This window comes from Rhodoglobus sp. GW821-FHT12B09 (assembly GCF_058809925.1).
In genome coordinates this window covers 33,027-57,304 of the sequence record NZ_JBXATB010000013.1, presented here as the reverse complement: position 1 = coordinate 57,304, position 24,278 = coordinate 33,027, and the positions used below count along the sequence as shown (strand labels likewise).

22 protein-coding genes are annotated in these 24,278 nt (G+C 63.6%); 13 read left to right on the top strand and 9 right to left on the bottom strand.

Annotated features, from left to right (window positions below; all coding sequences use genetic code 11):
• Nucleotides 1-119: 119 nt before the first annotated feature.
• The 5 genes from pstS to AC1RTC_RS16995 form a co-directional block, all read right to left on the bottom strand.
• Nucleotides 120-1,214, bottom strand: coding sequence for a phosphate ABC transporter substrate-binding protein PstS (gene pstS, locus AC1RTC_RS17015; RefSeq protein WP_493157775.1), 1,095 nt, complete (start codon nt 1,212-1,214; stop codon nt 120-122).
• Nucleotides 1,215-1,363: 149 nt separating this feature from the next.
• Nucleotides 1,364-2,305, bottom strand: coding sequence for an NUDIX hydrolase (locus AC1RTC_RS17010; RefSeq protein WP_493157773.1), 942 nt, complete (start codon nt 2,303-2,305; stop codon nt 1,364-1,366).
• A complete protein-coding gene (locus AC1RTC_RS17005; protein WP_493157771.1) occupies nt 2,302-4,482 on the bottom strand; it encodes an RNA degradosome polyphosphate kinase in 2,181 nt (726 codons plus the stop codon). Before AC1RTC_RS17005 ends, AC1RTC_RS17010 begins: the two co-directional genes overlap by 4 nt.
• Before the next feature lie 416 nt (nt 4,483-4,898).
• Complete coding sequence (locus AC1RTC_RS17000; RefSeq protein WP_493157769.1) at nt 4,899-5,798, bottom strand: GNAT family N-acetyltransferase; 900 nt, start codon at nt 5,796-5,798, stop codon at nt 4,899-4,901.
• Nucleotides 5,764-6,453 (bottom strand): response regulator transcription factor, encoded by a 690-nt coding sequence (locus AC1RTC_RS16995; RefSeq protein WP_493157767.1) that lies wholly within the window; start codon nt 6,451-6,453, stop codon nt 5,764-5,766. Before AC1RTC_RS16995 ends, AC1RTC_RS17000 begins: the two co-directional genes overlap by 35 nt.
• Before the next feature lie 50 nt (nt 6,454-6,503).
• Here AC1RTC_RS16995 and AC1RTC_RS16990 point away from each other — a divergent pair, with 50 nt between their 5' ends.
• The 4 genes from AC1RTC_RS16990 to AC1RTC_RS16975 all read left to right on the top strand — a co-directional run bounded on the left by AC1RTC_RS16990 (nt 6,504) and on the right by AC1RTC_RS16975 (nt 9,624).
• Entirely contained in the window at nt 6,504-6,761 is a 258-nt protein-coding gene (locus tag AC1RTC_RS16990; protein WP_493157765.1) for a hypothetical protein, read from the top strand.
• 148 nt (nt 6,762-6,909) lie between these two features.
• The gene (locus AC1RTC_RS16985; RefSeq protein ID WP_493157763.1) at nt 6,910-7,509 is read left to right on the top strand and encodes a heme-binding beta-barrel domain-containing protein; all 600 of its coding nucleotides are present in this window, start codon (nt 6,910-6,912) and stop codon (nt 7,507-7,509) included.
• A gap of 25 nt (nt 7,510-7,534) precedes the next feature.
• Nucleotides 7,535-8,518, top strand: a complete 984-nt coding sequence (gene ygfZ, locus AC1RTC_RS16980; protein ID WP_493157761.1) for a CAF17-like 4Fe-4S cluster assembly/insertion protein YgfZ — start codon at nt 7,535-7,537, stop codon at nt 8,516-8,518.
• The gene (locus tag AC1RTC_RS16975) at nt 8,518-9,624 is read left to right on the top strand and encodes an FUSC family protein (protein WP_493157759.1); all 1,107 of its coding nucleotides are present in this window, start codon (nt 8,518-8,520) and stop codon (nt 9,622-9,624) included. The genes ygfZ and AC1RTC_RS16975 overlap by 1 nt, the downstream gene beginning before the upstream one ends.
• Here the strand turns inward: AC1RTC_RS16975 and AC1RTC_RS16970 are convergent.
• Both AC1RTC_RS16970 and AC1RTC_RS16965 read right to left on the bottom strand, forming a co-directional pair.
• Complete coding sequence (locus AC1RTC_RS16970; RefSeq protein WP_493157757.1) at nt 9,621-10,397, bottom strand: class I SAM-dependent methyltransferase; 777 nt, start codon at nt 10,395-10,397, stop codon at nt 9,621-9,623. The two genes, AC1RTC_RS16975 and AC1RTC_RS16970, sit on opposite strands and share 4 nt — an antisense overlap.
• Before the next feature lie 37 nt (nt 10,398-10,434).
• Nucleotides 10,435-10,926, bottom strand: a complete 492-nt coding sequence (locus tag AC1RTC_RS16965; RefSeq protein ID WP_493157756.1) for a hypothetical protein — start codon at nt 10,924-10,926, stop codon at nt 10,435-10,437.
• 55 nt (nt 10,927-10,981) lie between these two features.
• On the opposite strand from AC1RTC_RS16965, the gene AC1RTC_RS16960 reads away from it, so the two are divergent.
• The 3 genes from AC1RTC_RS16960 to AC1RTC_RS16950 all read left to right on the top strand — a co-directional run bounded on the left by AC1RTC_RS16960 (nt 10,982) and on the right by AC1RTC_RS16950 (nt 13,484).
• Entirely contained in the window at nt 10,982-11,302 is a 321-nt protein-coding gene (locus AC1RTC_RS16960) for a nucleotide pyrophosphohydrolase (RefSeq protein ID WP_493157754.1), read from the top strand.
• 118 nt (nt 11,303-11,420) lie between these two features.
• Complete coding sequence (locus AC1RTC_RS16955) at nt 11,421-13,046, top strand: DNA/RNA helicase domain-containing protein (protein WP_493157752.1); 1,626 nt, start codon at nt 11,421-11,423, stop codon at nt 13,044-13,046.
• Between the two features lie 18 nt (nt 13,047-13,064).
• Nucleotides 13,065-13,484, top strand: a complete 420-nt coding sequence (locus tag AC1RTC_RS16950) for a very short patch repair endonuclease (protein WP_493157750.1) — start codon at nt 13,065-13,067, stop codon at nt 13,482-13,484.
• Here AC1RTC_RS16950 and AC1RTC_RS16945 read toward each other — a convergent pair.
• Nucleotides 13,481-14,299 (bottom strand): HNH endonuclease, encoded by an 819-nt coding sequence (locus AC1RTC_RS16945; RefSeq protein ID WP_493157748.1) that lies wholly within the window; start codon nt 14,297-14,299, stop codon nt 13,481-13,483. The genes AC1RTC_RS16950 and AC1RTC_RS16945 overlap by 4 nt on opposite strands.
• A gap of 228 nt (nt 14,300-14,527) precedes the next feature.
• On the opposite strand from AC1RTC_RS16945, the gene AC1RTC_RS16940 reads away from it, so the two are divergent.
• The 6 genes from AC1RTC_RS16940 (at nt 14,528) to AC1RTC_RS16915 (ending at nt 22,655) form a co-directional block, all read left to right on the top strand.
• Nucleotides 14,528-15,274: a phosphoglyceromutase gene (locus tag AC1RTC_RS16940; RefSeq protein ID WP_493157746.1), complete on the top strand. Its 747-nt coding sequence runs from the start codon at nt 14,528-14,530 to the stop codon at nt 15,272-15,274.
• A 348-nt stretch (nt 15,275-15,622) separates the two neighbouring features.
• Nucleotides 15,623-18,199 (top strand): Z1 domain-containing protein, encoded by a 2,577-nt coding sequence (locus AC1RTC_RS16935; protein WP_493157744.1) that lies wholly within the window; start codon nt 15,623-15,625, stop codon nt 18,197-18,199.
• Nucleotides 18,192-19,175 (top strand): PD-(D/E)XK motif protein, encoded by a 984-nt coding sequence (locus AC1RTC_RS16930; protein ID WP_493157743.1) that lies wholly within the window; start codon nt 18,192-18,194, stop codon nt 19,173-19,175. Before AC1RTC_RS16935 ends, AC1RTC_RS16930 begins: the two co-directional genes overlap by 8 nt.
• Nucleotides 19,172-21,025: a hypothetical protein gene (locus AC1RTC_RS16925; protein WP_493157741.1), complete on the top strand. Its 1,854-nt coding sequence runs from the start codon at nt 19,172-19,174 to the stop codon at nt 21,023-21,025. The genes AC1RTC_RS16930 and AC1RTC_RS16925 overlap by 4 nt, the downstream gene beginning before the upstream one ends.
• Nucleotides 21,022-21,909, top strand: a complete 888-nt coding sequence (locus tag AC1RTC_RS16920) for a hypothetical protein (protein WP_493157740.1) — start codon at nt 21,022-21,024, stop codon at nt 21,907-21,909. The genes AC1RTC_RS16925 and AC1RTC_RS16920 overlap by 4 nt, the downstream gene beginning before the upstream one ends.
• Nucleotides 21,906-22,655, top strand: coding sequence for a DUF6339 family protein (locus AC1RTC_RS16915; protein ID WP_493157738.1), 750 nt, complete (start codon nt 21,906-21,908; stop codon nt 22,653-22,655). Before AC1RTC_RS16920 ends, AC1RTC_RS16915 begins: the two co-directional genes overlap by 4 nt.
• 11 nt (nt 22,656-22,666) lie before the next feature.
• Here the strand turns inward: AC1RTC_RS16915 and AC1RTC_RS16910 are convergent, their stop codons facing one another.
• Nucleotides 22,667-24,133 (bottom strand): DNA cytosine methyltransferase, encoded by a 1,467-nt coding sequence (locus AC1RTC_RS16910; RefSeq protein WP_493157736.1) that lies wholly within the window; start codon nt 24,131-24,133, stop codon nt 22,667-22,669.
• Nucleotides 24,134-24,278: the final 145 nt, after the last annotated feature.

Genomic DNA, 24,278 nt, shown 5'->3' with positions numbered 1-24,278 from the left:
TCCTGCGAGACCTGGCGGTCGGGGTGGGGGGGAGTTGGTCCAAGTCTGTCGGGCTGCGACCCTGCGTGCAATCGCACGCGAGCCGCAGCCCGACAGGTACTACAAGGTGGTTCTAGCTACTACTTGATCGCTTCGATCGCGGTCGCGACCTTGGCCGAGAGCTCGTCCGAGAGGGGAGCGGAGCCAGCGGAGGACGCGGCCTCCTTCTGGCCGTCGGCGCTCGTGATGTAGGAGAGGTACGCCTTCACGTTCGGGGCGGCCTCTGCATCGGTGAACTCGAGGCAGGAGACGATGTAGCTAACGAGCACGACCGGGTAGTGGGTCGGGTCCGTGGTCTTGCGGTCGATCTTGATCGCCAGGTCGGTCGTGCCGTTGTTCGTGTCACCGGCGGGCGACTCGGCGACGACTGCGGCAGCGCCCTCAGCGGACGGCTTGACGAACTTGTCGCCAACCTTGACCGCGACGACACCGAGCTTGCCGGCCTTCGACGCGTCGGCGTAGCCGATGGTGTTGGTGCCGTTGGTCACGGCGTCAACGACACCGGAGGTGCCCTGAGCGGCCTCACCGGTCGTGTAGGGGAACGGGTCGGCAGCGGGAGCGTCCCAGACCTCGGGGGCGACCTTGTTCAGGAAGTCCGTGAAGTTCTTGGTGGTACCCGAGTCGTCCGAGCGGTGCACGGCGGTGATGGGGGCCGAGGGGAGCTTCGCGTCAGCGTTGAGAGCAACGATGGCCGGGTCATCCCACGAGGTGATGGTGCCCTTGAAGATGCCCGCGATGGTCGCAGCGTCGAGGTTGAGGTCGGTGACGCCCTCAACGTTGAAGATGACGGCGATCGGGGAGATGTAGACGGGCACCTGGAGGTAGCCGGTGTCGGCGACGCAGCCGGCGAAGCCGCCCGCGATCTCCTCGGGCTTGAGGGCCGAGTCGGTGCCGGCGAAGTCAACGCCACCGGCGATGAACGCCTCGCGGCCCGCGCCGGAGCCGGCGGGGTCGTAGTTGATGGTCACGTCGGGGTTCGCGGTCTGGAACGCGGCGACCCAGGCCTCCTGGGCCGAGCCCTGCGAAGACGCGCCGGAGCCGTCGATCGTGCCGGAGAGGGTGCTCTCGGGAGCGCCCGTCTCAGTCGGGGTGCCCTCGTTGGCTGCACACGAGGAGAGCAGGATGGTGCCTGCGATAGCAATGGCACCGATGGTGCCAAGGCGCTTGAAGTTCACAGTTGTCCCTTTCAGGGGTTGTGGAGGTGTATCAGGACGGGCCGGTGCGACCCACTGGACGACGATATGCACAGCGGTTAACCACGCTCGGCCCCGCAGGTGAACGGGAGGTTAACGCGGGCGGAACTCGGTGCGTCCCTACGCCGGTTCTACGCGGCGGAGTGCGTCTCTACGGCTACAAGGCCGGACGCCGGATGCCGCACCGAGACGTGCAGCACGGTGAAGTCGCCGGTGTTGAGAGCGGCCGCTCGGCGCAGTGCGGCGTCGGCCTCCGTCTCGGTGCGGGCCGCGATCTCCGCGACGATCCGGGGCAGCACGGGGCCGTGGCTGCACAGCACCGCGCCCACCTTTCGCTTGAGCCGCTTCGCGACGACCTCGGGCACGCCGGAGGCTCCCGATTCGTAGGCGTCCTGGCTGATCGCGTCGGTGGACTTGACCGGGATGCCAGTCAGCTCCGACAGCGGAGCAACCGTCGCCAGGCAGCGGGCGGCGGTGCTGCTGATGATGCGCTCCGGGGCGAACGCCGCAATACCCTTGGCGATGCCGGCGGCCTGGTCCGTGCCGCGGTGCATGAGCGGGCGGGTCGAGTCCGGGCCATCCCACGCCCCCGGGTCTACCGCCTTGCCGTGCCGCACGGCGATGATCGGGAAGGTGCGCGCGTTGCCGGCCTTGAAGCGGGCGGCGAACCTGTCGATCACGTCGACGTCGTGGGCGTAGCTGAGCTTCTTGCGCGCGTCTTTGAGCGCGAGCCACTCGAGGGAGGCGATCTCGTCGTTGGGGGTGAAGCGGGAGAGCTCCAGCATGTGGTCGTTGACCTCGGCCGACCAGTAGTACACGACCTTCTCGCGGCCGCCGGGCAGCTGGTACTCGACGGTGCCGAGCGGTGCGCCGAGGACGACACCGAGCCCGGTCTCCTCCTGGATCTCGCGCACGGCCGTCTCGGGCAGTGTCTCGCCCGGGTCGACCTTGCCCTTGGGCAGCGAGACGTCGGCCCGCGCGGCGCGGTAGACGACGAGCACTTTCGGCTTGCCCTCGACCATGCGCCAGCACACGGCTCCGGCCGCCAGGACCGGCGCGGCTGCAGGACTCACCGAAGAACCCCGCCGCGCTTCCTCTGCGAGATCTGCCTCATAAGGACATTCTGCAGGTCTTCGAGGAGTGCGCCGTCCGCTGCGCGGCTGTGGCGTGTCCAGGTGCCGTCGGCCTCCAGGTGCCACGAGCTGGTCTCGGGCGACAGCGCAAGGTTGAACAGCTCGTCCAGCTCCTGGATGTGCGCCGGGTCGGTGAGCCGCACGAGCGCCTCCACCCGGCGGTCGAGGTTGCGGTGCATCATGTCGGAGCTGCCGATGAACACCTGCGGGTCGCCGTTGTTGTGGAACGAGAAGATGCGCGCGTGCTCGAGGTAGCGGCCGAGGATCGAGCGCACAGTGATGTTCTCGCTCATCCCCTCGACGCCGGGCATGATCGAGCAGATGCCGCGCACGACCAGCTCGACCGGAACACCGGCGTTGCTCGCCCGGTACAGCGCGTCGATGATGGCCTCGTCGACAATCGAGTTCAGTTTGATCCGGATGCCCGACGGCAGGCCGTTCTTCGCATTCTCGGTCTCGGTCTGGATGCGCTTGAGCAGCCCCTTCCGCAGGTGCAGCGGAGCCACGAGCAGGCGCTTGAACTTCTTCTCGATCGCGTAGCCCGAGAGCTCATTGAACAGCCGGGTGAGGTCTTTGCCGACCGTGTCGCTCGCGGTGAGCAGGCCGAGGTCCTCGTAGATGCGGCTCGTCTTCGGGTTGTAGTTGCCCGTGCCGATGTGGCTGTAGTGGCGCAGCACGCCGTTCTCCTGCCGCACCACGAGGGCGAGCTTGCAGTGGGTCTTCAGCCCGACGAGGCCGTACACGACGTGCACCCCGGCCTTCTCGAGCTTGCGCGCCCACGAGATGTTGGCGGTCTCGTCGAAGCGCGCCTTGATCTCGACGAGCGCGAGCACGGCCTTGCCGGACTCGGCGGCGGCGATGAGGGCCTCGACGATGGGGCTGTCGCCGCTCGTGCGGTAGAGCGTCTGCTTGATGGCGAGCACGTTGGGGTCGGCCGCGGCCTGCTCGAGGAAGGCCTGCACGCTGGTCGAGAACGACTCGTAGGGGTGGTGCAGCAGCACGTCCTGCTTGGCGATGGACGCGAAGATGTCGGGCGCCGCGTTCGGCTCGGCGGGCAGCAGCTGCACCGCCGTGGTGGGGAGGTGCTTGCTGTACTTGAGGGACGGCCGGTCGATCCGGGTCAGCTGGAACAGTCCGCCGAGGTCGAGCGGCGCGGGCAGCCTGTACACCTCTTGCTCGGTGATGCTCAACTCGCTCATGAGGAGGCCGAGGGTCACGGCATCCATGTCATCGGTGATCTCCAGGCGGATGGGCGGCCCGAAGCGACGGTTGAGGATCTGCTTCTCGAGCGCCTGCAGCAGGTTCTCGGACTCGTCCTCGTCGACCTCGACGTCCTCGTTGCGGGTGACGCGGAACTCGTGGTGCTCGAGGATCTCCATTCCGGGGAACAGGTCGCCCAGGTGGTTGGAGATGAGGTCTTCGAGCGGGATGAACCGCAGTAGCCCGCTGTCGTCGTCGGGCAGCTGCACGAACCGGGGCAGGTTCTGCGGCACCTTCAGGCGCGCGAACTCCGTCTTGCCGGTCTTGGGGCTGCGCACGCGGATCGACAGGTTGAGCGACAGCCCGGAGATATAGGGGAAGGGATGCGCGGGGTCGACGGCCAGCGGCATGAGCACGGGGAAGATCTGGCTGGAGAAGATCTCGTCGATGCGCTCGCGGTCGGCCTCGCCGAGGTCGGCCCACGTCTCGATGTGGATGTCGGCCTCGTCGAGCGCGGGCTTGACGCTCTCGCGGAAGGCGCGGGCGTGGCGCTCCTGCAGCTCGTGCGCCTTGGCGCTCACGTTGGCGAGCACCTCGAGGGGCGGCGTCCCGACGTTGGTCGGCACGGCGAGCCCGGTCTCGATGCGCCGCTTGAGGCCTGCGACGCGCACCATGAAGAACTCGTCGAGGTTGCTCGCGAAGATGGCGAGGAAGTTGGCGCGCTCCAGCAGCGGGAGGTCGGGGTCTTCGGCGAGCTCTAGCACCCGCTGGTTGAAGGCCAGCCAGCTCAGCTCACGGTCGAGGAAGCGGTCGAAGGGCAGCGTGCCGTCATCGATGCTCGACGACTCGTCGAGGTCGTACTCGTCGAGCGAGTCGGTCGCGGCGCCGGCGTCTGCGAAGGTCTCGGGGCTGTCCATTCGCTTATCCTGCCACTGCCGCGTGAACGCGGTATTAACTGCGGCCCAGGCGGGTTGAGTAGGCGCTCCGGCGCCGTATCGAAACCGGTTGTTCGGCTTCTGGTTTCGATACGGCCGCGGGCGGGTTGAGTAGGCGCTCCGGCGCCGTATCGAAACCGGTTGTCGACTTCTGGTTTCGATACGGCCGTGGGCGGGTTGAGTAGGCGCCCCGGCGCCGTATCGAAACCGGTTGTCGACTTCTGGTTTCGATACGGCCGTGGGCGGGTTGAGTAGGCGCTCCGGCGCCGTATCGAAACCGGTTGTTCGACCTCTGGTTTCGATACGGCCGCGGGCGGCCTACTCAACCCGCCTGTGTTTCGATACGGCCGTGGACGGCCTACTCAACCCGCCTGTGTTTCGATACGGCCGCGGGCGGCCTACTCAACCCGCCGGTACTGCACGTCGATCGAGCGGCGGGTGAAGCCGAAGGAGCTGTAGAGCGCGAGGGCCGGGGCGTTGTCGCCCTCGACGTAGAGGTGCGCGGTGCGGATGCCGCGGCTCGCCAGTCGCGCGAGCCCCGCCTCCACGAGCTGGCGCCCGAGCCCCTGTCCCTGGTGGTCGGGGGAGACCCCCACGACGTAGAACTCGCCCTCCCCGCCCTCGACCTTGAGCCAGCAGTAGCCGATGAGGTCGGGGCCCTCCCAGAGGAGGAGGAAGTCGTCCGGGTCGAACCAGGGCTCGGCCGTGAGCACGTCGAGGTCGGCGCGGGTGACGGCGCCCTGCTCGGGATGGTCGGCGAACGTGCGCGCGTTGAGGGCGACCCAGGCGTCGGCGTTGTGGGTTGAGTAGGCGCTCTGGCGCCGTATCGAAACCGGGGCGTGCGGGGGTTTCGATACGGCCGCGGGCGGCCTACTCAACCCGCTGGGGTCCGCGGGCGGCCTACTCAACCCGCTGGGGTCCGCGGGCGGCCTACTCAACCCGCGGAGCTCGAGGTGCAGCAGCTCGCGCACGGGGGCGAGGCCGTGGGAGGCGGCGAGGGCGCGGGCGGCGGGATGGTCCCCGTGCGCCCAGAACAGCGTGTCGCCCGCGGTGAGGAGGTGCTCGAGCATGAGCGTTCCGTGGTGCTGAGCGCGGGCATCCGGATCGACGACGAATTCTGCCTCGCCCGAACCGCGCAGCGCCGCCGCCGGACCCAGCCACACGAGCTCGCGGGTGCCGCCGGCGAGGGCGACGAGGGCTCCGTCGGAGAAGGGGGGAGAGCCGTCGGCGCGGGTGGCGCGGCGGATCAGATCCTCAAGTGCCTCAGGGGGCGGTGGTGGCGAGTCGCTCGGTGTCATCGTCGTAGACGTTGAAGCGGTAGCCGACGTTGCGGACTGTGCCGATCAGCGACTCGAGGTCGCCGAGCTTGGCGCGCAGGCGCCGCACGTGCACGTCGACGGTGCGCGTGCCGCCGAAGTAGTCGTAGCCCCACACCTCGCTCAGCAGCTGCTCGCGGGTGAACACGCGCGACGGGTGGGTGGCGAGGAAGCGCAGGAGCTCGAACTCCTTGAAGGTGAGGTCGAGCGGGCGGCCGTGGACCTTGGCCGAGTACGAGGCCTCGTCGATGACGACGCCGGAGGCCTGGATCTTCGAGCTCGAGGAGTCCTGCGCCTGGCGGCCGAGGGCCAGCCGGATGCGGGCGTCGGCCTCGGCGGGGCCGGCGGAGGCGAGGATGACGTCGTCGACGCCCCAGTCCGCGGAGACAGCGGTGAGGCCGCCCTCAGTAAGGATGAGGATGAGCGGGACGTTCACGCCGGTGGTCGTCAGGATCTTGCACAGGGATTTGGCGCTGGCCAGATCTTGCCGGGCATCCACGAAAATAAGGTCGCAGCTCGGGGCAGAGATGAGCGACGCGGGAGACGCAGGAATCTGCTTCGTGGTGTGGCTCAGAAGCCCCAATGCGGGAAAGACCTCAGTGTCGACCGCAGAGGTCAGGATCAACAGCTGCGCCAACGTGCCTCCAAAGTGCGTTCCGTTAGTCTACGGCGGCTTAAGATCACTGTATGACGTGGCAGATTTCCAGCATTCTCCCGGTGTGGGTGCTTTCCCTCATCGGCGCCATCGTCATCGCAGTGACGCTGCCGCGCGAGCAGTACCTCACCTGGATCGCGATCGTGCTCGCCGGGGCGGTCATCCTGACCTTCCTCATCCAGCTCGGGCTGCGGCGCACCGAGGGGTTCGTCGTGCGCGCCATGGCGAGCATCGGCGTCTCGGCGCTCATCCTCGCCATCGCCTCGGGGGTCGTCGCACTGCTCGGATAGCGTGCCGGGCTTGTTAGACTCGGCCTATGCTTCTCGCCCTTGAGCTCTTCTTCGTCGGCCTTCTTGTGCTGGCCACGCTCTCGATCGGTTTCGTCTCGGTCGTCGTGCTGTTCAACCTTTTCCGCGGCCAGCGCTAAACCGGTTTCCCGTGGTCATCGAGATCGATCCGACCATACCGGCGGAACTCGCCCCCATCTCCTGGCTGATCGGCCTCTGGGAGGGCACCGGCATCGTCGACTACAAGATCGGCGAGGAGACCCGCTCCCTCCAGTTCGGGCAGCGGATCAGCTTCTCGCACGACGGGCTGCCGCACCTCAACTACAGCTCGTACACGTGGCTGCTCGACGAGAACAACACCCCGCACGTCACCGAGACCGGCTACTGGAAGCTCACCCGCCCCGCCCTCGAGGGCGACCCCGGCCCCGGGCTGCTGCCCGGCGTGGGCCCGCGCCCGTACACGACGGCGCAGTCCGTCGAGGCGCTGCGGCAGTCCGATGGCAGCTTCGAGATCGAGGTGTCGATCGTGCACCCCGGGGGCGTCAACGAGTTCTACCTCGGCCGTGCCATCCCGGCCCGCATTGATCTTTCGACGGATGCCGTACTGCGCACCGCGTCGGCCAAGGAGTACACGGCCGCGACCCGCCTCTACGGGCTGGTCGACAACCACCTGCTGTGGGCGTGGGATATCGCGGCTCTCGGCCAGGACCTCCGCACCCACGCGTCCGGACGGCTCGCCCGTGTCGAGTGACTCATTCGAGCGCCGCCCGGGTGCCGTGGGTTCTCCTCCCCAGCACTACGGAAACCCGCTCGGCGAGCAGAAGGCGCTCCTCGACGGCGCTGTCGTCGACCTCTCCGACCGTGCGGTCATCACCATCACCGGGCCCGACCGGCTCACGTGGCTCGACTCGCTGACGTCGCAGTCTGTGGCTGGCTTGAAGCCGGGCGACTCCGCCGAGACGCTGCTGCTCGACCCGACCGGGCGGCTCGAGCACGCGATCCGGCTCGTGGACGACGGCGAGACCCTGTGGCTGCTCGTCGACGGAGCTGAGGGCGCGCCGCTCGCCGCCTGGCTCGACCGCATGCGGTTCATGCTGCGGGTCTCCGTCGAGGACGTGTCCGCCTCTTATCTGACACTCGGGATGCTCGGCACTCCTTCTCTCGACGCCGTCGTCACCTGGGTCGACCCGTGGGAGGCCGGCCCCGGCCACACCTACGCGGCCTCCCGCCCCGACGCTCCCTGGAACTACCGCGAGCTGATCGTGCCGCGCGACTTCTCCTACGACGGACCGGTCGCCGGCACCCTCGCCCTCGAAGCGCTCCGCATCGCGGCCTGGCGGCCCAGGCTGCAGGATGCCGACGAGAAGACGATTCCGCACGAGCTCGACTGGCTCCGCTCGGCGGTCCACCTCAACAAGGGCTGCTACCGCGGGCAGGAGACGGTCGCTAAGGTGCACAACCTCGGCCACCCGCCCCGCCGGCTCGTGCTGCTGCACCTCGACGGAACCGTCCCTGCGGTCGGCGACGAGGTTCTCCGGGGAGAGGACGTCGTGGGCCGCGTGACCTCCTCCGCTCTCCACTGGGATCTCGGCCCGATCGCGCTCGCCGTGATCAAGCGCAGCGTCGACCCCGCCCTCGACCTCGTGGTCCAAACCGACGACGGCCCGATCGCCGCCGCGCAGGAGGTCATCGTGCCGACCGACGCGGGCGCCGAGGCGAACATCCCCCGGCTGCCCCGGCTCGGCGCCGTCACCCGCTAGTGGCCGACTCGGCACCGCTCCGCCGCCTGGCCAGGAGGGTGCGGGTCCGAGCGCAGGTACGCGCGGCCGGTCGCCGCGCGACCGAGGCGCTGCCCGCCGCGCTGCAGATCACGGTGGCGGCGATCGTGTCGTACTCCATCGCGCACTACCTGCTGGGGCATCCCGCGCCGTTCGTCGCCGTCGCCGTGACGATCACCTCGCTCGGCCTCACCCGCGACGCCCGCCCGCGCAAGGTGCTCGAGACGGCGCTCGGCGTCACGATCGGCATCGCGCTGAGCGAGCTCATGGTGCTCGTCATCGGCAAGGGCGTCTGGCAGGTCGCGATCGTGCTGTTCGTGACGCTCGTGGTGGCGCGCGCCTTCTCGCCCAACCCCGCCTTCGCGATCGCGGCGGCCGTGCAGTCGGCGATCGTCGTGATCGTGCCCGGACCGGTCGACACCGTCTTCACCCGCAGCCTCGACGCCGTGGTGGCGGGCGTGATCGCGCTGATCGTGACGGCCCTGATACCGCGCGACCCGCGCCGAGTCGCAGCTCGGGATGCCCGGCGCCTCTTCTCCGTCTTCCACGAGTCGCTCGCCGGCGCGGTCGAGGCGCTCTCGCTCGGCACGCCGGCGCCCGCGGACCTCGCCCTCGACCGCCTGCGCCGCACGCAGTCGCTCGTCGACGACTGGCGCCTCTCGCTCGACAGCGCGCTCTCGATCGCCCGCATCTCGCCGTGGCTGCGCCGGCACCTGCCCGAGCTGCGCGTGCAGGAGCGCGTGCTCACGGGCGCGGACCTCGCCTCCCGCCACCTGCGCACCATCACCCGCCGCATCGGCGTCGTGGCCCAGAACGGAACCCCCCGTCCCAACCTCGCCGCCCTCATGGCCGAGCTCGAGAATGCCATCGACCTCCTCGGCCGCGAGCTCGATGACCGCACCCTGGCCGGCTCATCGCGCACCGCCCTCGCCGACCTCGCCGAGCGCCTCGACCCCGCCACCCTCACGCCCGAGGGCGAGCTGCGCGAGACCCTCATCGTGGTGCTCGTGCGACCTCTCGTGGTCGACCTGCTCGTCGCGACCGGGGTGCCCGTGGAGGACGCCCGAGCGCTGCTGCCGCCGGTCTAGTCCCAGCTGAATCCCTGGGGGCTCACGGCGCCCCATGCCACTGTCAACTCACCAAGACGCCACCTCGCTCTCGTACCCAGGATCGGCCACGTCTCCTTCATGGAGGCGGCCACCGCGGCCCATCGCTGCGACGGGCCGTACACACCCAAGGGTGCGTGCACGGCCCACCAGCGATCGAGGTCGAGCAGGTATCGGTGGATAGATTCGCCGGGCACGTTCCGGTGGATGAGAACCTTCGGCAGTCGCTCAGCGACGATGGACGGCTTGTCGAGGTCGGCTAGACGCAGGCTTACCGTCAGCGTCTGGGGGCCGGCGGCCGTGACATCCACCCAGCTGGCGACGCGGCCCACCTCGTTGCACGTGCCCTCCACAAGCACGCCGCCGGGCTGAAGCCTCCCCACCATCCGGCGCCAGGCGTCGAGCACCTCCGACTCGTCGTACTGTCGCAGGACATTGAGCGCCCGGATGACCGTGGGGCTGTCGCCCGGCACCTCGAACCCCCCGAGCCGGAAGCTGACCCCGGGCCGAGCGCTCTTCGATGCCAGCGCAACCCGCGCGGGCTCAATCTCGATGCCGACGACCTCGACGTCCGGCCGTGTGTGAGAGAGGCGGTGATACAGCTCAAGAGTGGTGGTGGCGGATGCACCGTACCCGAGATCGACGACCAACGGTGTCTCGGCGCGGCGCAGTGCGGGAAGCTGCGCGATCCACCGGTCGATGCGGCGGAGCCGGTTGGTGCCGGTGGTTCCGCGGGTGACCTGGCCGATGGGCATGGCTCAATCTTCGCGCGTCCGCTCCGATACCGGCGGACTAGGTGTTGGTCGTGTCCGGGTTGTCAGGGTCGTTCCAGCTCATGGTCTTCGAGTCGCGGGAGCCGATCCAGATCGGAACCTTCGACGCGAAGCCGATGACGAAGAACAGGACGACACCGAGCCCGAGCGCGATGTACCCGACGACCGCGAGCCAGGGGATGCCGATCACCGACCCGGTCGGCCCGCCGATCAGCCCCGCCGCGAACAGGAACCCGACCAACCCGCCTCCGCGCCGGATGGCTTCCCCGCCGAGCACCGACGCGGCGATCAGCGGAACCGCGAACCCGCCGATGATGAGCGCGAATGCGAGGACGCTCTGCCACTCCGCGTAGTCGGAGCCGAGGGTGGCGCCGTAGATGATCCCCACCGTGGGCAGCACCACGATGGCGATGCAGAGGATGATCGTCATCGCCCGGATGAAGGTCGGGCTGAAGCGGTAGGGATTGGGGCGCTCGGCCCGGGGCCGGGGTGCGCGCTGGCGGGGGTTCATTGGGGCCAGCCTACGGCGGCTGGTTAGACACGCATGAGGCAGTAGCCTGAGCGCCATGGACACCGACTCCACCCTCCAACAACTCCGAGCCTTCGTCGCGGAGCGGGACTGGGCACAGTTCCATGTCCCGGAGAACCTGGCCAAGAGCATCGCGATCGAAGCGAGCGAACTGCTCGAGTGCTTCCAATGGTCCCCGGATGCGGCTCCCGAACGAGTGCGCGATGAACTCGCCGACGTGCTGACGTACTGTCTTCTCCTTGCTGATCGAATGGGTCTCGACCCGGATGAGATCGTGCTCGAGAAACTCGCCATCACGCGCGAGAAGTATCCCGTCGAGAAGGCTCGAGGCAAGAGCGACCGGTATGACTCCCTTTGATATAGAGCACCTCAGTTTCAATGCCCCTTCTGTAAAGCAATGGTCTGAGCGGTCGCCGCGACACACGAACTGGCCGGTCGTCTACCTCTTGGACGACTCACAACCAGTGCGCTCAGGGTTGAGCGACATCTATGTGGGGGAGTCCGTCAATGGGGGCGCCCGTCTGCTGCAGCATCTCGGCACGCCCGCGAAGAAGCACCTCAGGACGATCCGGGTAGTGGTGGATGAGACCTTCAACAAGTCTGCCTGTCTCGACCTTGAGTCTTACCTCATCCGGCTCCTCGCGGGGGACGGTAAGTTCCGCGTGCTCAATCGCAATGAGGGAATCACGGATGCCGACTACTACAGTCGTTCGCTCTACCAGGAGACGTTCGACCAGGTGTTCGAGCAGCTCAGAAACGAGGGGTTGTTCAGCCGCGGCATCTCCCAGATCGAGAACAGCGATCTCTTCAAACTCTCGCCGTTCAAGGCGCTCAACCAGGATCAGGCGATCGCCGTCGAGGAGATTCTCAATGGTCTCTTCACGGATCTACAGACCGGAACGTCAAGCACGATCGCCATCCAGGGAGACCCGGGAACCGGCAAGACAGTGGTGGGCATTTTCATGGCGAAGCTGCTCATCGACATCGCCGCCTCTTCACCGGACGAGGTCGTCGACAGCGACTCCATATTCTCGGAGTTCTTCACCGAGGGGTACCGAGAGCTGCTCGAAGGCTTCCGGATCGGACTCGTCATCCCCCAGCAGTCCCTGCGCCAGTCGATCAAGCGAGTCTTCAAGAAGACCCCTGGTTTGAACGAGGCGATGGTTCTCTCCCCGTTCGAGGTGGGGAAGGGGAGCGGTGACTACGACCTGTTGATTGTCGACGAAACCCACCGCCTCAACCACCGCGCGAACCAGCCGTCCGGTGTGCAGAACAAGAACTTCGCCGAGATCAACCACGCGCTCTTCGGCGCCGACGACAAGACCAAAACTCAGCTGAACTGGATCATTGCCCGAAGCAAGCACCAGATCTTCCTCGTTGATGCGGCTCAGAGTGTGCGTCCGGCGGATCTTCCGCGCCGTACGCTCGAGGCATTGGTCGCCACCGCGCGTACGAACGGGCGATTCTTTCCGCTGACGACTCAGATGCGGGTCAAAGCAGGCTTCGACTATGTCCGCTACATACGTGAGGTCCTGCGGGCGGATCAGACCACAGCTCCCCGCCGACCCGTCCTCGCTGACTACGACATCCAGCTGTTTGACGACCTAGGCGCTCTGCAGGACGTCATCAAGGCCAGGGACGAGGAGTTCGGCCTTGCCCGTCTCGTGGCCGGTTATGCGTGGGAGTGGAAGAGCAAGAAAGACATCAATGCATTCGATATCGAACTAGACGGTCTTCAGCTCCGCTGGAACAGTACCGACCGAGACTGGATCAATGCGCCGGGCTCATTGAGTGAAGTGGGATCGATTCACACGGTCCAAGGCTACGACCTGAACTATGTTGGCGTGATCATCGGCCCCGAGCTGCGGTACGACCCGGACAAGCGCCAGATGTACGTCGACCGTGATTCCTACGCCGACAAGAAGGGCAAGGAGAACAATCCGGTACTCGGCATCACCTACAGTGACGCCGACCTGCTGCAGTTCATAACCAACATCTACGGCGTGCTTCTCACGCGTGGCATCCGCGGGACTTATGTCTACGCATGCGATCCGGAGCTTCGCGAGTACCTGCGAGCAGTACTGCCCGAGGGCGCCTCGTAGAGGCGTAGCCTCGAACAGATGGAGTCATGGGCAAGCAGCCCAGCAGTCCGGAAGTCGATGCTGGCCAACAAGCGGCGGGACACGCAGATCGAGCTGCGCGTCCGCCGAGCGCTCCACGCTCGAGGTCTCCGATACCGCGTCGACTTCGCACCGCTCGACAAGCGCCGCCGCGCCGACATCGTCTTCACTCGCCAGCGAATCGCGATCTTCATCGACGGATGCTTCTGGCACGGTTGCCCCCTTCACTACATCCAACCAAAGACGAACGCCCACTACTGGTGGCCAAAGATCGAGAGGAACATCGCCCGAGACCTTGAGAACACGCAACGGCTCGAAGACGCTGGGTGGGCTGTGGCCCGCTTCTGGGAGCACGAAGACCCTGACGGGATCGCCGACTCGATCGCCGAACTCGTCAAGAGTCGGCGCGCGAACCTCTAGAGGCGATGTTGGATCCAGTGGAGGGATAGCCAGTCCTTGTGCTTCGCTGTCAGTTGCGCCGCGACCGGTCTCCCTTGTAGCGACGCATACAAGGGGTATTCCACGAGGTCAGGTCTAACGTCGATCGTCACGGTCGATGGATTAACCGCGAGGCCACCTACATCGAAGAGGCGGTGGATGTCACGGCGAAGCAGGAGTCCGCCCGACTGATGGTGCTTTCCCTCGTTCGCATAGCTGTACAGGTGCGCCGCCTCTAGCGCCGATTCCGGGCTAGGCCCGGTGAATGCGCAGTTCGAGCCCTGCTCCTTCAGGAGTTGCTTTCTGAATGAAGCCTGACCAATGCGCAACCTTACGGTCGCCACAATGTGACCTCCAACAATTCGATCCGCCGTCGCGTCAAAGTTGGTGAAAGCATCCCCGAGGTCGAGGCTCTCAACTGCGATCCGAAACTCCGTCCAACGTAGTGGCCGGATACTTAGCTGCGACTTTGGGGAAACGCAGAGGTTCCTCATCTGTGTCCCATCGAGCGTCCCGCTGAGGTCCACCCATCCCGATTGGTGGAACGTTGAATATGTCACCACTTCCATCGTGATGGATTGGGGACTGACGAACTCCGTCGAACATGCGTAGCACCGGAAAGTGGGTGTCTTGTTCGAGCGCCCCTTGATTTTGGCGCGGCCGCAGTTGGGACATTTGTGCAGGAGCTTGGTGGTGTCCACGAGGTTTATCGACTCGATGATGGATGCGCCTAGAAGAGCTCTTTTGTCCCAGAGGACGATGGCATCGCCGACGGCCACTTTCGAGTGATTGGGCACCGTCGTATCCCAAGAGTATCGGGTAGTCGGCTCATCCGAATAACCGTCATTGCCGCCATGTTCACGGACACCATCTACGGCAAGGGCAAGCCATGCGGCTGCGCCATTGCTGAGGGTCGTGGGACTAGTCATGCTTCAAATTAGTCCGCCGCGCCCATCGTCGGATACCAAGGCGCCTCGAGCCAAAGGCAGCCTCGCGCCCTAGCCGCGGATCGGTACGCTGGACCCATGACCCACACGCTCATCCTGCTCCGCCACGGCAACTCCGACTGGAACCAGAAGAACCTCTTCACAGGATGGGTCGACGTGCGACTCAGCGAGCAGGGCATCGCCGAGGCCAAGCGCGCGGGTGAGCTCATCGCCGCCTCGGGACTCAAGCCCGACATCCTCTACACGAGCGTTCTGACCCGCGCGATCCAGACGGCGAACATTGCTCTGGATGTCGCCGACCGCGCGTGGCTCCCGGTCAAGCGGTCGTGGCGCCTCAACGAGCGCCACTACGGTTCGCTGCAGGGGCTGGACAAGGCCGAGACCCTCGAGAAGTACGGCGCTGAGAAGTTCATGGAGTGGCGGCGCAGCTTCGACGTTCCCCCGCCCCCTCTCGACGACGACGCCGAGTACTCGCAAGTGCACGACGAACGCTACATCGGCATCGACGGCGAAATCCCCCGCACCGAGTCCCTCAAGATCGTGATCGACCGGATGCTCCCCTACTGGGAGTCGGACATCATCCCGTCCCTCGCCTCAGGCCAGACGGTGCTGGTCACGGCCCACGGCAACTCCCTGCGCGCGCTGGTGAAGCACCTGGACGGCATCTCGGACGAGGACATCGCGGAGCTAAACATCCCCACGGGGATCCCGCTGGTGTACGAGCTCGATGACGAGTTCAAGCCGACCGGTCCGGCGAAGTACCTCGACCCCGAGGCTGCAGCCGCCGGCGCGGCGGCGGTGGCGGCGCAGGGCGCGAAAAAATAGCACGCACGTCCGGTCATTTGCACCGGAGTATGGCTATTGCCGTTTCTCCTCGACAATTGTTTTCAACACTAACGGGGTGACCCAGGACGCTTGGTTGATAAGAGCCCCGTTCGCAGCAAGGTTGAGAGATCTTCTGCGCTTCACGCGGGTCGCTCGAATCCACGTCCGGCCGTTCTCATCAAGTGCGTGTACAACTATCGCAAGCTCTGCGCGAGTCCAGTTCAAGGCCTTGCTGCAGGATTGCGACCGTTCACTGCAATCGCCTCGGCGCCTAGGACATTGGCACGTGGGTTGGACGTGAGTTTCCCCTATGTTTGACCCTGGGGCCGCGCAAAGAACGACTGGAGCATGATGACTCTGACACCTCGCGAAGAACTGACGCTCAAGAACCTGACGCAGGTCCTGAATCGCGGTGTGACTCTTGACCAGGCGGTACATGAATTGCGAGTCATGGTCGACGATGACCTCATGGTTGATCGAGTTTTGGAATTCCGCAACGAGGTGCTGGAACAGAGGCGCAGCGTGCTCGTCCGAGGTGCAGTGGTTGACCCGGAAGATGATGGCGGATCTTGGTACCTCGGCCCTCAAGAGGGTGACAAGTACTGGCCAGCGCTGAAGTCCTTCCTTCAGTCCGACCCGGGTTGGGTGCATGCCGTGCCATCCATAGATGACGCATCAGAGTCGATCGTCGGACTTCTAGGCAATCCGTTGGCTGCAACGATCAAGACTCGTGGATTGGTCGTGGGATATGTGCAGTCTGGCAAGACTGCCAATTTCACGGCGACCATTGCGAAGGCGGCTGACGCCGGATATCGAATGTTCATCGTTCTTTCTGGTGTTCACAATGCGCTCCGCCGCCAAACACAGTTGCGCTTGGACGAGCAGCTGACCACTCTGAATCCTGCGGACTGGATTGCTCTTACGGACGAGTGGAGTGATTTCGGGAACCCAGTGAAGGCCCTCCCGCTTGTGGCTGGTACAGAGTTGAAGCTCATTGCGGTAGTCAAGAAGAACGTTTCGCGATTGGCTCGTCTTCGAAAATGGCTTGAGCAAGCCCACCTTCAGAACGGGCTTGAGCATTGTCCCGTCCTCATCATTGACGACGAAGCCGACCAGGCCAGTCCGAACGCTCACAAAGATCCGGAATTGGACCGTACAAGAGTGAACGAGGAGATCGTTGGGCTGCTCGCGTTGCCGCGGGTCGCCTATGTGGGGTACACAGCCACACCCTTCGCCAATGTCCTCGCGAATCCTAAGGACGCGACGGATATTTACCCTCGGAGCTTCATCTACTCGTTGCCAAAGCCTGACGGCTATTTTGGCGCGGAGGAACTATTTGGTCTTGACCGCGAAGATCCAGAAGCTCCGGTTGATCATGACGTCATTCGCATCGTGAACGACGATGAAGAAAAGCTATTCAAGCCCTCGCGCGGAAGTGCCTTTGAGGCTCAGGTTCCGGAGGGACTTGGCGATGCAATCCGCTGGTTCGTGCTTGCCACCGCAGCCCGACGCTATCGAACAGGGGCTACCAAGCACTCGAGCATGCTTATCCACACTTCATCTAGGGTTGCACACCACCTGTCGATGGTGCCGGCCATTCAAGAGCACGTCGTCGTACTGCGACGCGCGTGGGCAGACGGAGATCGAATGAAGTGGAAGGAACAGTGGGACTTCGAGCAAATTGCGGAGCCACCCGGCCTCTATGGCCATGACCCCATCCCGTTCGCAGGTCTTGTCGACATTATCGGTCCGGTTCTCACTGACCTGAAAGTAGTCGCAGACAACAGTCAGTCGTCGGAAAGGCTCCTGTACGCCGATGACCCAGCGACTGTGATTGCCATTGGCGGGAACACCCTCTCTCGTGGTCTCACGCTCTACGGCCTGGTGAGTTCATATTTTCTGCGAGGGGCGGGGTCGTATGACAGCGTTCTACAGATGGGGCGCTGGTTCGGCTATCGACCTCGATATGAAGACCTTCCTCGCGTATGGACCACCCAGTCCCTCGCCAACGACTTCAGATTCCTGTCGGTAGTCGAACGCGACATTCGAAAGGAGATAGATCGCTACCGCGGTGGGGTAGCAACGCCGAGAGAACTCGCAGTACGAATCCTTCTTCACCCGAGGATGTCCGTCACCGCGGCCAATAAGATGCACTTCGCGGTGCGGGCTACTTCATCGTTTTCAGAGCACCGTCCTCAAACTACTTACTTCAACTACCGCGACGTCACGAAGATCGCCGCAAACTTGGCTGCCACCAAGAGACTAATCGGCGCGATACGAACTGATGCGGACGCGAGTGCCAGCGACTCGTACAGGCTGTTCACGAGCATCGACTCGTCACAGATCTTGGACTTCTTGGACGCCTTCTCCTTCCATGATTCTTCTGACATGGCTGGCGGCTTGGTGGCTGCTTACGTCCGCGACCAACTCGATCATGGCGCGCTCACCACTTGGAATGTAGCTGTGAACTCGCTCCGGACGGGCAATCCTCTCGATCTAGGTATTTCGGTCAACCCAATCTCTCGTTCAAAACTTAAGGCATCATCGGACGCTGTGACGGCGAACATCGGGACGCTCATGTCTCGGCAGGACCGTTTAGCGGACCTTAGTGGCACGCTAACGACGGAGGATGACGATCACACGATTCAGCTTGCACGGAATTCACTCGGGAGGCCGTTGTTGCTCGTCTATCCGATCGCGGCGGACTCGGCCCCAAAGGACGGAGTCCCTGGACGCAGTCCCTTGGACGCGGCAGATGTGCTCATCGGTATAGCGATTGTCTTTCCGAAAGCGGCGCCCGATTCCGAAGATGGCAGCAGAATACAAGTGGATCTTGAGGGCGGCGACAGCTTGGACGACAGCGAGAACGAAGAGCCGTACCAAGATTCCGAAGGGTCGCGCGATGACGTGAGCCTCGATGGCTGAATTCGATCTCCCCTCAATTTGGGCAGTGCTCGCTGAGGCACCCATCCCGGACGGCAGATCGCTCACCGTGGCACCCGCACTAACCCTGGCAGACGGCCGCGAAGTGCTGGCAGGTATAGATGTACTCGGTAACCGACACGTCTTGGTGCCTCTACTCGCCGCCGAGCAATTCGGTGACGCGGGACAGGGAAAGCCGCTTCAGTTGCGGGCCGTGCACCTCCCTGAGGGGCGCTATGCGAGCACGGTATGTACCGATCGCCGACTCGACGACGTCTTCTCGCAGTTCTCTAGTGAACTTGTTGACTCGGTCATCGCGAGCGGGAAACCCGGTCGAGACATGCGAATCGCATTTGGCCGCTGGCGAGCGCTCTTCTCCGAAGTTGCGGGTCCGCGGCTAAAGAAACCCGAAGAGATCGGTCTGCTTGGGGAACTCTTTGCGGTCCGTAGCGTGCTCGCCGCCGGTGGTTCCATCTTGAGTTGGGAGGGGCCTTCCAAGGCCATCCACGACCTCCGAACCAAGGCCTGTCATGTTGAAGTGAAGTCCACGTTATCGCGAGAAGGATTGAGGGTCACGATCCACGGGGTGGAGCAGCTCGATGTTAGCGCCGGTGAGGCCCTGTATCTGCTTGTTTATCGGTTCGAGGAGAGTGATAGTGGCGAGAGCCTCGTCGATCTCGTGCGAGACATTGAGACGAAGGTCGACGATTTGGTGCTGTTCGAGGAGCGGCTCCGACAGGCAGGATTCGACTGGCACCAAGCCCAAAGTTATGAGACTCGATACTCTCCGTCGGAGATCTTGTGCTTCGACCCGCTCCAGCCCTCGTTCCCAAGAATCGTGCCCGGTAGTTTTGAAGGCGGCATGCTGCCACCCGGTACTCTGCAGCTCTCCTACGTCGCGGATCTCACTGGCCCCTATCCGGAGCCCTTGCCCAACAGCAGACTTGAGGCAGTGTTTGTAGATTTGGCTGAACAGTGATCCACGTCGACTGGATTCCCGAGCGGTACCCGCCGAGCGGGACGATCGGCGCCGCAGGGTTCTACAAATTGCTGGGCCGCCCCCAACTTGATCCGTTGACAGTTCTGGTGAGAGAGACCGCGCAGAATAGTTGGGATGCGAAGAAGCCAAGGTCCAGATCCGTCAAGTTCGTAATCCATGGTCGTGGTCTCGACCCTGATGAACGAGCGTTCCTGGTTGATGTTTTGTTGACTAAGCGTGAGCTCGCCGAGGGCACAGCGTTGGATCGGTTGCCTGACAGTGGCACCGCGCTTTTCATCACCGATCGCGGAACACGGGGACTTGGTGGGCCGGTCTCTGCGAGTGACGTCAGCGATGACGACGTCTACGACTGGGTCGACTTCGTGCTCAACGTGGGTAAGGCGAATACCCAGGGCCACACTGGCGGTACTTACGGATTTGGAAAGACGATCGCGTACGTGGTGTCCTCGGTAAATACAGTGGTCGTGTACTCTCGCGCGAAACACGAGGGTCGCTTGCAGACTCGTCTTATGGCGTGCGCGATTGGCGGCGAGTTCAAAGAAAACAATGTACTTCACACGGGCAGGCACTGGTGGGGGCGAGAGGTCGACGGTGCACCGACACCTTTGGTCGACGACGAGGCAGATTTCGCGGCCGCCGCCTTAGGTATGCCGAAGTTCGAGGGAAACGAAACCGGCACAACCTTGATGATCGTCCAACCCGACTTTGGTGATCGAACTGCCGAGCAGGGAATGCGATTCATCGCTGAGGCCGCGCTTTGGAACTTGTGGCCGAAGCTTGTGTCGCGCGGGGAAGAACCGGCAGAGATGTCAGTCGCAGTCCGTTGGAACTCGAAGTGGATACCAGTGCCGACCCCCGAATCGCGGCCACCATTGGGTGGTTTCGTTCAGGCGTTCCAAGAAATGGCGGCTGAGCGGGCGGATGACGATCGTCCGCCGGGATTCCAGGTGCGTCGCATCGTTCTTGAACGACCCAAGGTCTTATCTGGAGTACTAGCGACAGTCCCGCTCGCGGTGCGCGGTCGGGCGCTGGTCGACGATGGACACTTTCCGGAGGACAGCCAAAGCCCTCGCTCGGCGGCGATGATCGATGGGCCGGCGCACCATGTGGCACTCCTGAGATCGCCCAATTTGGTCGTTGAGTATCTTGAAGGCCCTGCCTCGCCGGAGGCAAGCTTTGAGTGGACGGGTGTTTTTAGGTCGGAGGACGCTCTCGATGACGTTTTTGCAATGGCCGAACCGCCTACCCATGATTCATGGCGCCCCGACCTGATTCCCGATAGGACGAACAAATCGGTCGTGAAGATGACCCTCCAGAACATTCGAAGAGTGCTGGAAGATCGTTGGGGTACCCGATCCGTCGCTCCGGAGGCGCCAGTGTCGTCGACTTCGGTGGTTGCTCACAAGCTCGCACATCTAGTCGCCGGTGTGGTTGGCACTGCGGCAATGCCTGCCGAACGCCCTCGAGGCGGAGGTGCTTCGAAGCGACAAGCGCGGGTAGAGATTGTTAGCTCGGGACCCGTGGGCGACGGTACCTTGGCGCTGACGGAAATCGTGCTCAGGGTGACGCCAAGTCCGCGGGAAGTAACAACTGATCTCGGGGTGTCCGTCGGAATCGCACTTGCGGGCGGGGGAGTGGACTTCGCTGCGGACCCAGGCCTTGCGCTACGTTCCGCAGAGATCGACGGTGTCAGGTCCGAACTCACTGGCAGGGACGCGCGTTTGCGAATCTTAGGGGGCGACCCGACTTCTGTTCGAATCATCGCGTCCCGCACAACCGACCTTTCTTTGGCCTTTGACTTCCAGGTCCTCGAGGTCGAAACGCCATGAGGTATTCGGTCCCACCATTTTTCCTGCCGCCGATCGATACTGTCGCCCACTCCGGTTGGAGCTTCGCCGGTGATTTGGGTGGACCTCTTCCACGTCTCATCGAGGCTTGGGATTACCAGGCCGAGCTCAGGATCGTTGCCGGGCTAGCCATCAATATTGAAAGCCTTCGCAGTCACGCGCGACTCCACCAAACGAGTCAGTTGCAAGTGATCGTGGTAGCAAAATCCTCGAGCACCAAGGTAGAGCGGTGCGTACTCAAAATGGACGTGCCGGACCTTGACCACTACGAGTTGGTGTTGGATGTGGTCCTAAATGGCGACTGGCTAGGTGGTCGACTTACGATCGAGACCATGGTCGTGGGCGCTTCGCCGATACCCCTTGCGCCCGGCGGTGCAACGGAGCAGGGTTCCGTCCTATGGTCCGTCCGCCACGACACGATGCTCGAGGGGCAAGGGGGCCTGTTCCCAACGGACACCGAGGACTTTGCGAAAACTAGGCCCCGGCAAAAGGACGCTCCTTGGGTTCTCGCTATCGACCAGAGCGACATGGATTCGCTGTTCGCGGCATCAGTCCGCTTGACTCTCAATTCCGCGTCAACCGCGGTCGCAGCGATGCTCGCGGACCCGACCAAAGAAGACGCCCTAAAGATGGCGCGCATCCTTGAGTTGGACGTCACCCGGCAATTGGTGTTCATAGCCCTTCGTTCCGCGGAGGTGTTGGCCCGACCGATCGACCATGAAGCTGTTGCGCTGGGAGACGTGCTGCGTCTTCTTGTAGCTCGTATCTGGCCCACTGCTTCGACTGCCTCCTTGCAGGGTTGGAGCCGGGACCATCCGGAGCGGGTAGAACTCGATATTCAGCAGTTTGTGAAGGCGTTCAAATGATGGCGAGCGAGTACGCGGGCAAGTTGTTGTTTCCCCGGCTGCCCTCTAGCGCTGCCCGTCAACTGCTGACGTCGTTCCACGAGCTCGAATTGGAAGAATTGGGAGTTGAGGGCGCTACGAGTCACACGAGTGCTTCTCCTGCACCGGTGGGCGGGCGACCGGCCACCGCTCAGCACCTTGAGGAGATTCAGAAGCTCGTTCGCGGCCTAGCGCGCGAGTTCGGCTTTCCGAATCGTCTGTCAGCCAAAGATCAGGCAGCCTTCGACCGCGCATGCGCCACACTGCTACTCGACACGATGGACATTGTCACGGGTGACGCGTCCGCACCTGAGGTGTGGTCGTTCATGTCATTGGTGCTATTGCCTGAGATCCCATTTTGGCGTTTTCCTAGTGCGGCAGAGGAGAGATATCTTGGGGGCGCACGAAATACTCTTCAGCGTCTCTGGTGGCGCGCTTGGACGTTTGGGCCGGATCTATCGATCGTGCCTCTAGGAGCGTCGCCCTTCGGAGAGGACGACTTCGTTCAAGTGATGGAGCGGCCGACGGTGTCGGGGAACGAAAGGCTCGCCCGTAGCTTCTACCAAGTCGTCCTGGAGACCGACTTGATCGGGATGGGGGTAACTAGGAGTGACCTCGTCCGAAACTTGGTAGTGCAAATCCGGGCTCGCCGAAGTCACATCGCTGTTGACGCACTCGGCGATCAGGAACTGGTTGATCTCATCCGGAAGATCCGCGACGCGCTATAGCCTGCCGTTCGTTAGCTCATGCGGCTAAATGCGTGTGCAATCGCATTTCCGATCTTCCAGGCCAAGAGGGGCGGAACGGCGTTTCCCACTTGATGGTATTGCTGTGTGCGATTCCCTTCGAAGTAGTAGTCGTCGGGGAAGGATTGCAATCGCGCCGCTTCACGAACCGTAAGGCTACGCATCTGACTCGGATCCGGATGGATGTAGTAGTGGCCGTCCTTCGCGATGTGCGATACGACCGTCGTCGAAGGCTCCGAGTCGATCTGGACTCGAAAGCGATCCGCGAATGGGTTCCGATCCGAAGTTGCGTTTTTATGGAGGGGGAGGAGATCAGAAGGAAGATCTCGCAACTTCGGGGACACCCGGTGCCTCTGGGCCCACGTCGCGATGTGGAAGTAGCGTTCGAGATCCGCAACCATGTGCGACCGCCCCTCGTGCTGAAGTACCCCTCCCAGCGCTGGCGCGCTTACCCACTCCCGGTACTCTCCGGCCAAGGCACCCTCCTGCAGGCGCGGCGTGAAGCGACTGCCCTTCGATGGTTGTCCGGAGACGGCTAGATAGCCGGCCCGATCCGCCGCCGTTGTTCGGACGCCGTCCCACGCCTCAAAAGAGTCCAATGTCGCTGGGCTAATTCCGGATCGGATTGGGGGCAAGTCTCCGATCGCGTCGCCCACGGTTACTTTCGCACCCTCTGCAATCGTGGGGAGCACGAATCCGCGCTCGTAGACGTCCTTCCGCACACCCACCAAAATGACTCGATGGCGGCGTTGGGGAACTCCGTATTTCTCCGCACGAAGCACGAAATCGTTGGGCTTTAGTGGCGCATCACTCTTGACGGCCAAAGAAAGGATTTCGTACTCGAGCCCTAATCTCGGATTACTTAGGTCTCTCATGATGGTCTCAAACATTGGACTGTCGGAATGAGTTGACGAAAGTAGGCCCTTCACGTTCTCCATCACGAACACCGCTGGAGCAAAATCTTGAAGGATTGCGAGGTACTCGCGGTAGAGGAAGTGCTTCTTGTCCTCGGAGAAGAGTTCGTCGTTGGCGCGGCGCGACCTGCCAGCAAGCGAATACGCCTGACAGGGGGGTCCTCCAATTAAAACCCAGTCATCCTCGATTCGATCGCCTAAAGCCAGTCGAATTGCACTTTGTGAAACGAGACGAGTCTCTGGTCCCATCTCAAGCTGCAGTACTTCTCTATTGGCGACCTCAAACGCCGCGCTCACTCCAGGAACGGCCCTGAACTCGTCATCCGTGATTCTTCCGGTGACGTAGTCGTAGTACCTATCGAGTTGTGGTTGGCCTTCCAAAAGACGTCGCACGGACCGTAGCCGGAGGGTACGGCACGCCACGGGATCCATCTCGATCGACAAGGCGGTCTCAAACTTGACCCCTAAAGACTTTCCCGCCCTGCTGAAACCTTCATTGAGGCCCCCGGGCCCCGCGAAAACATCGATGACAGGGAGACTCTTCACGCTCTTGACAACCAATCCGAGGTCGGGATGATGCCCAGGCTAGCAGAGACCACCGGGGCCCAACAGACGACCACCTTTGTGGATCACGCAACGCCCGGGGACATCCGAATGGTCTCACCGCAGTGCGTTGCGCATGGGGCGTTCG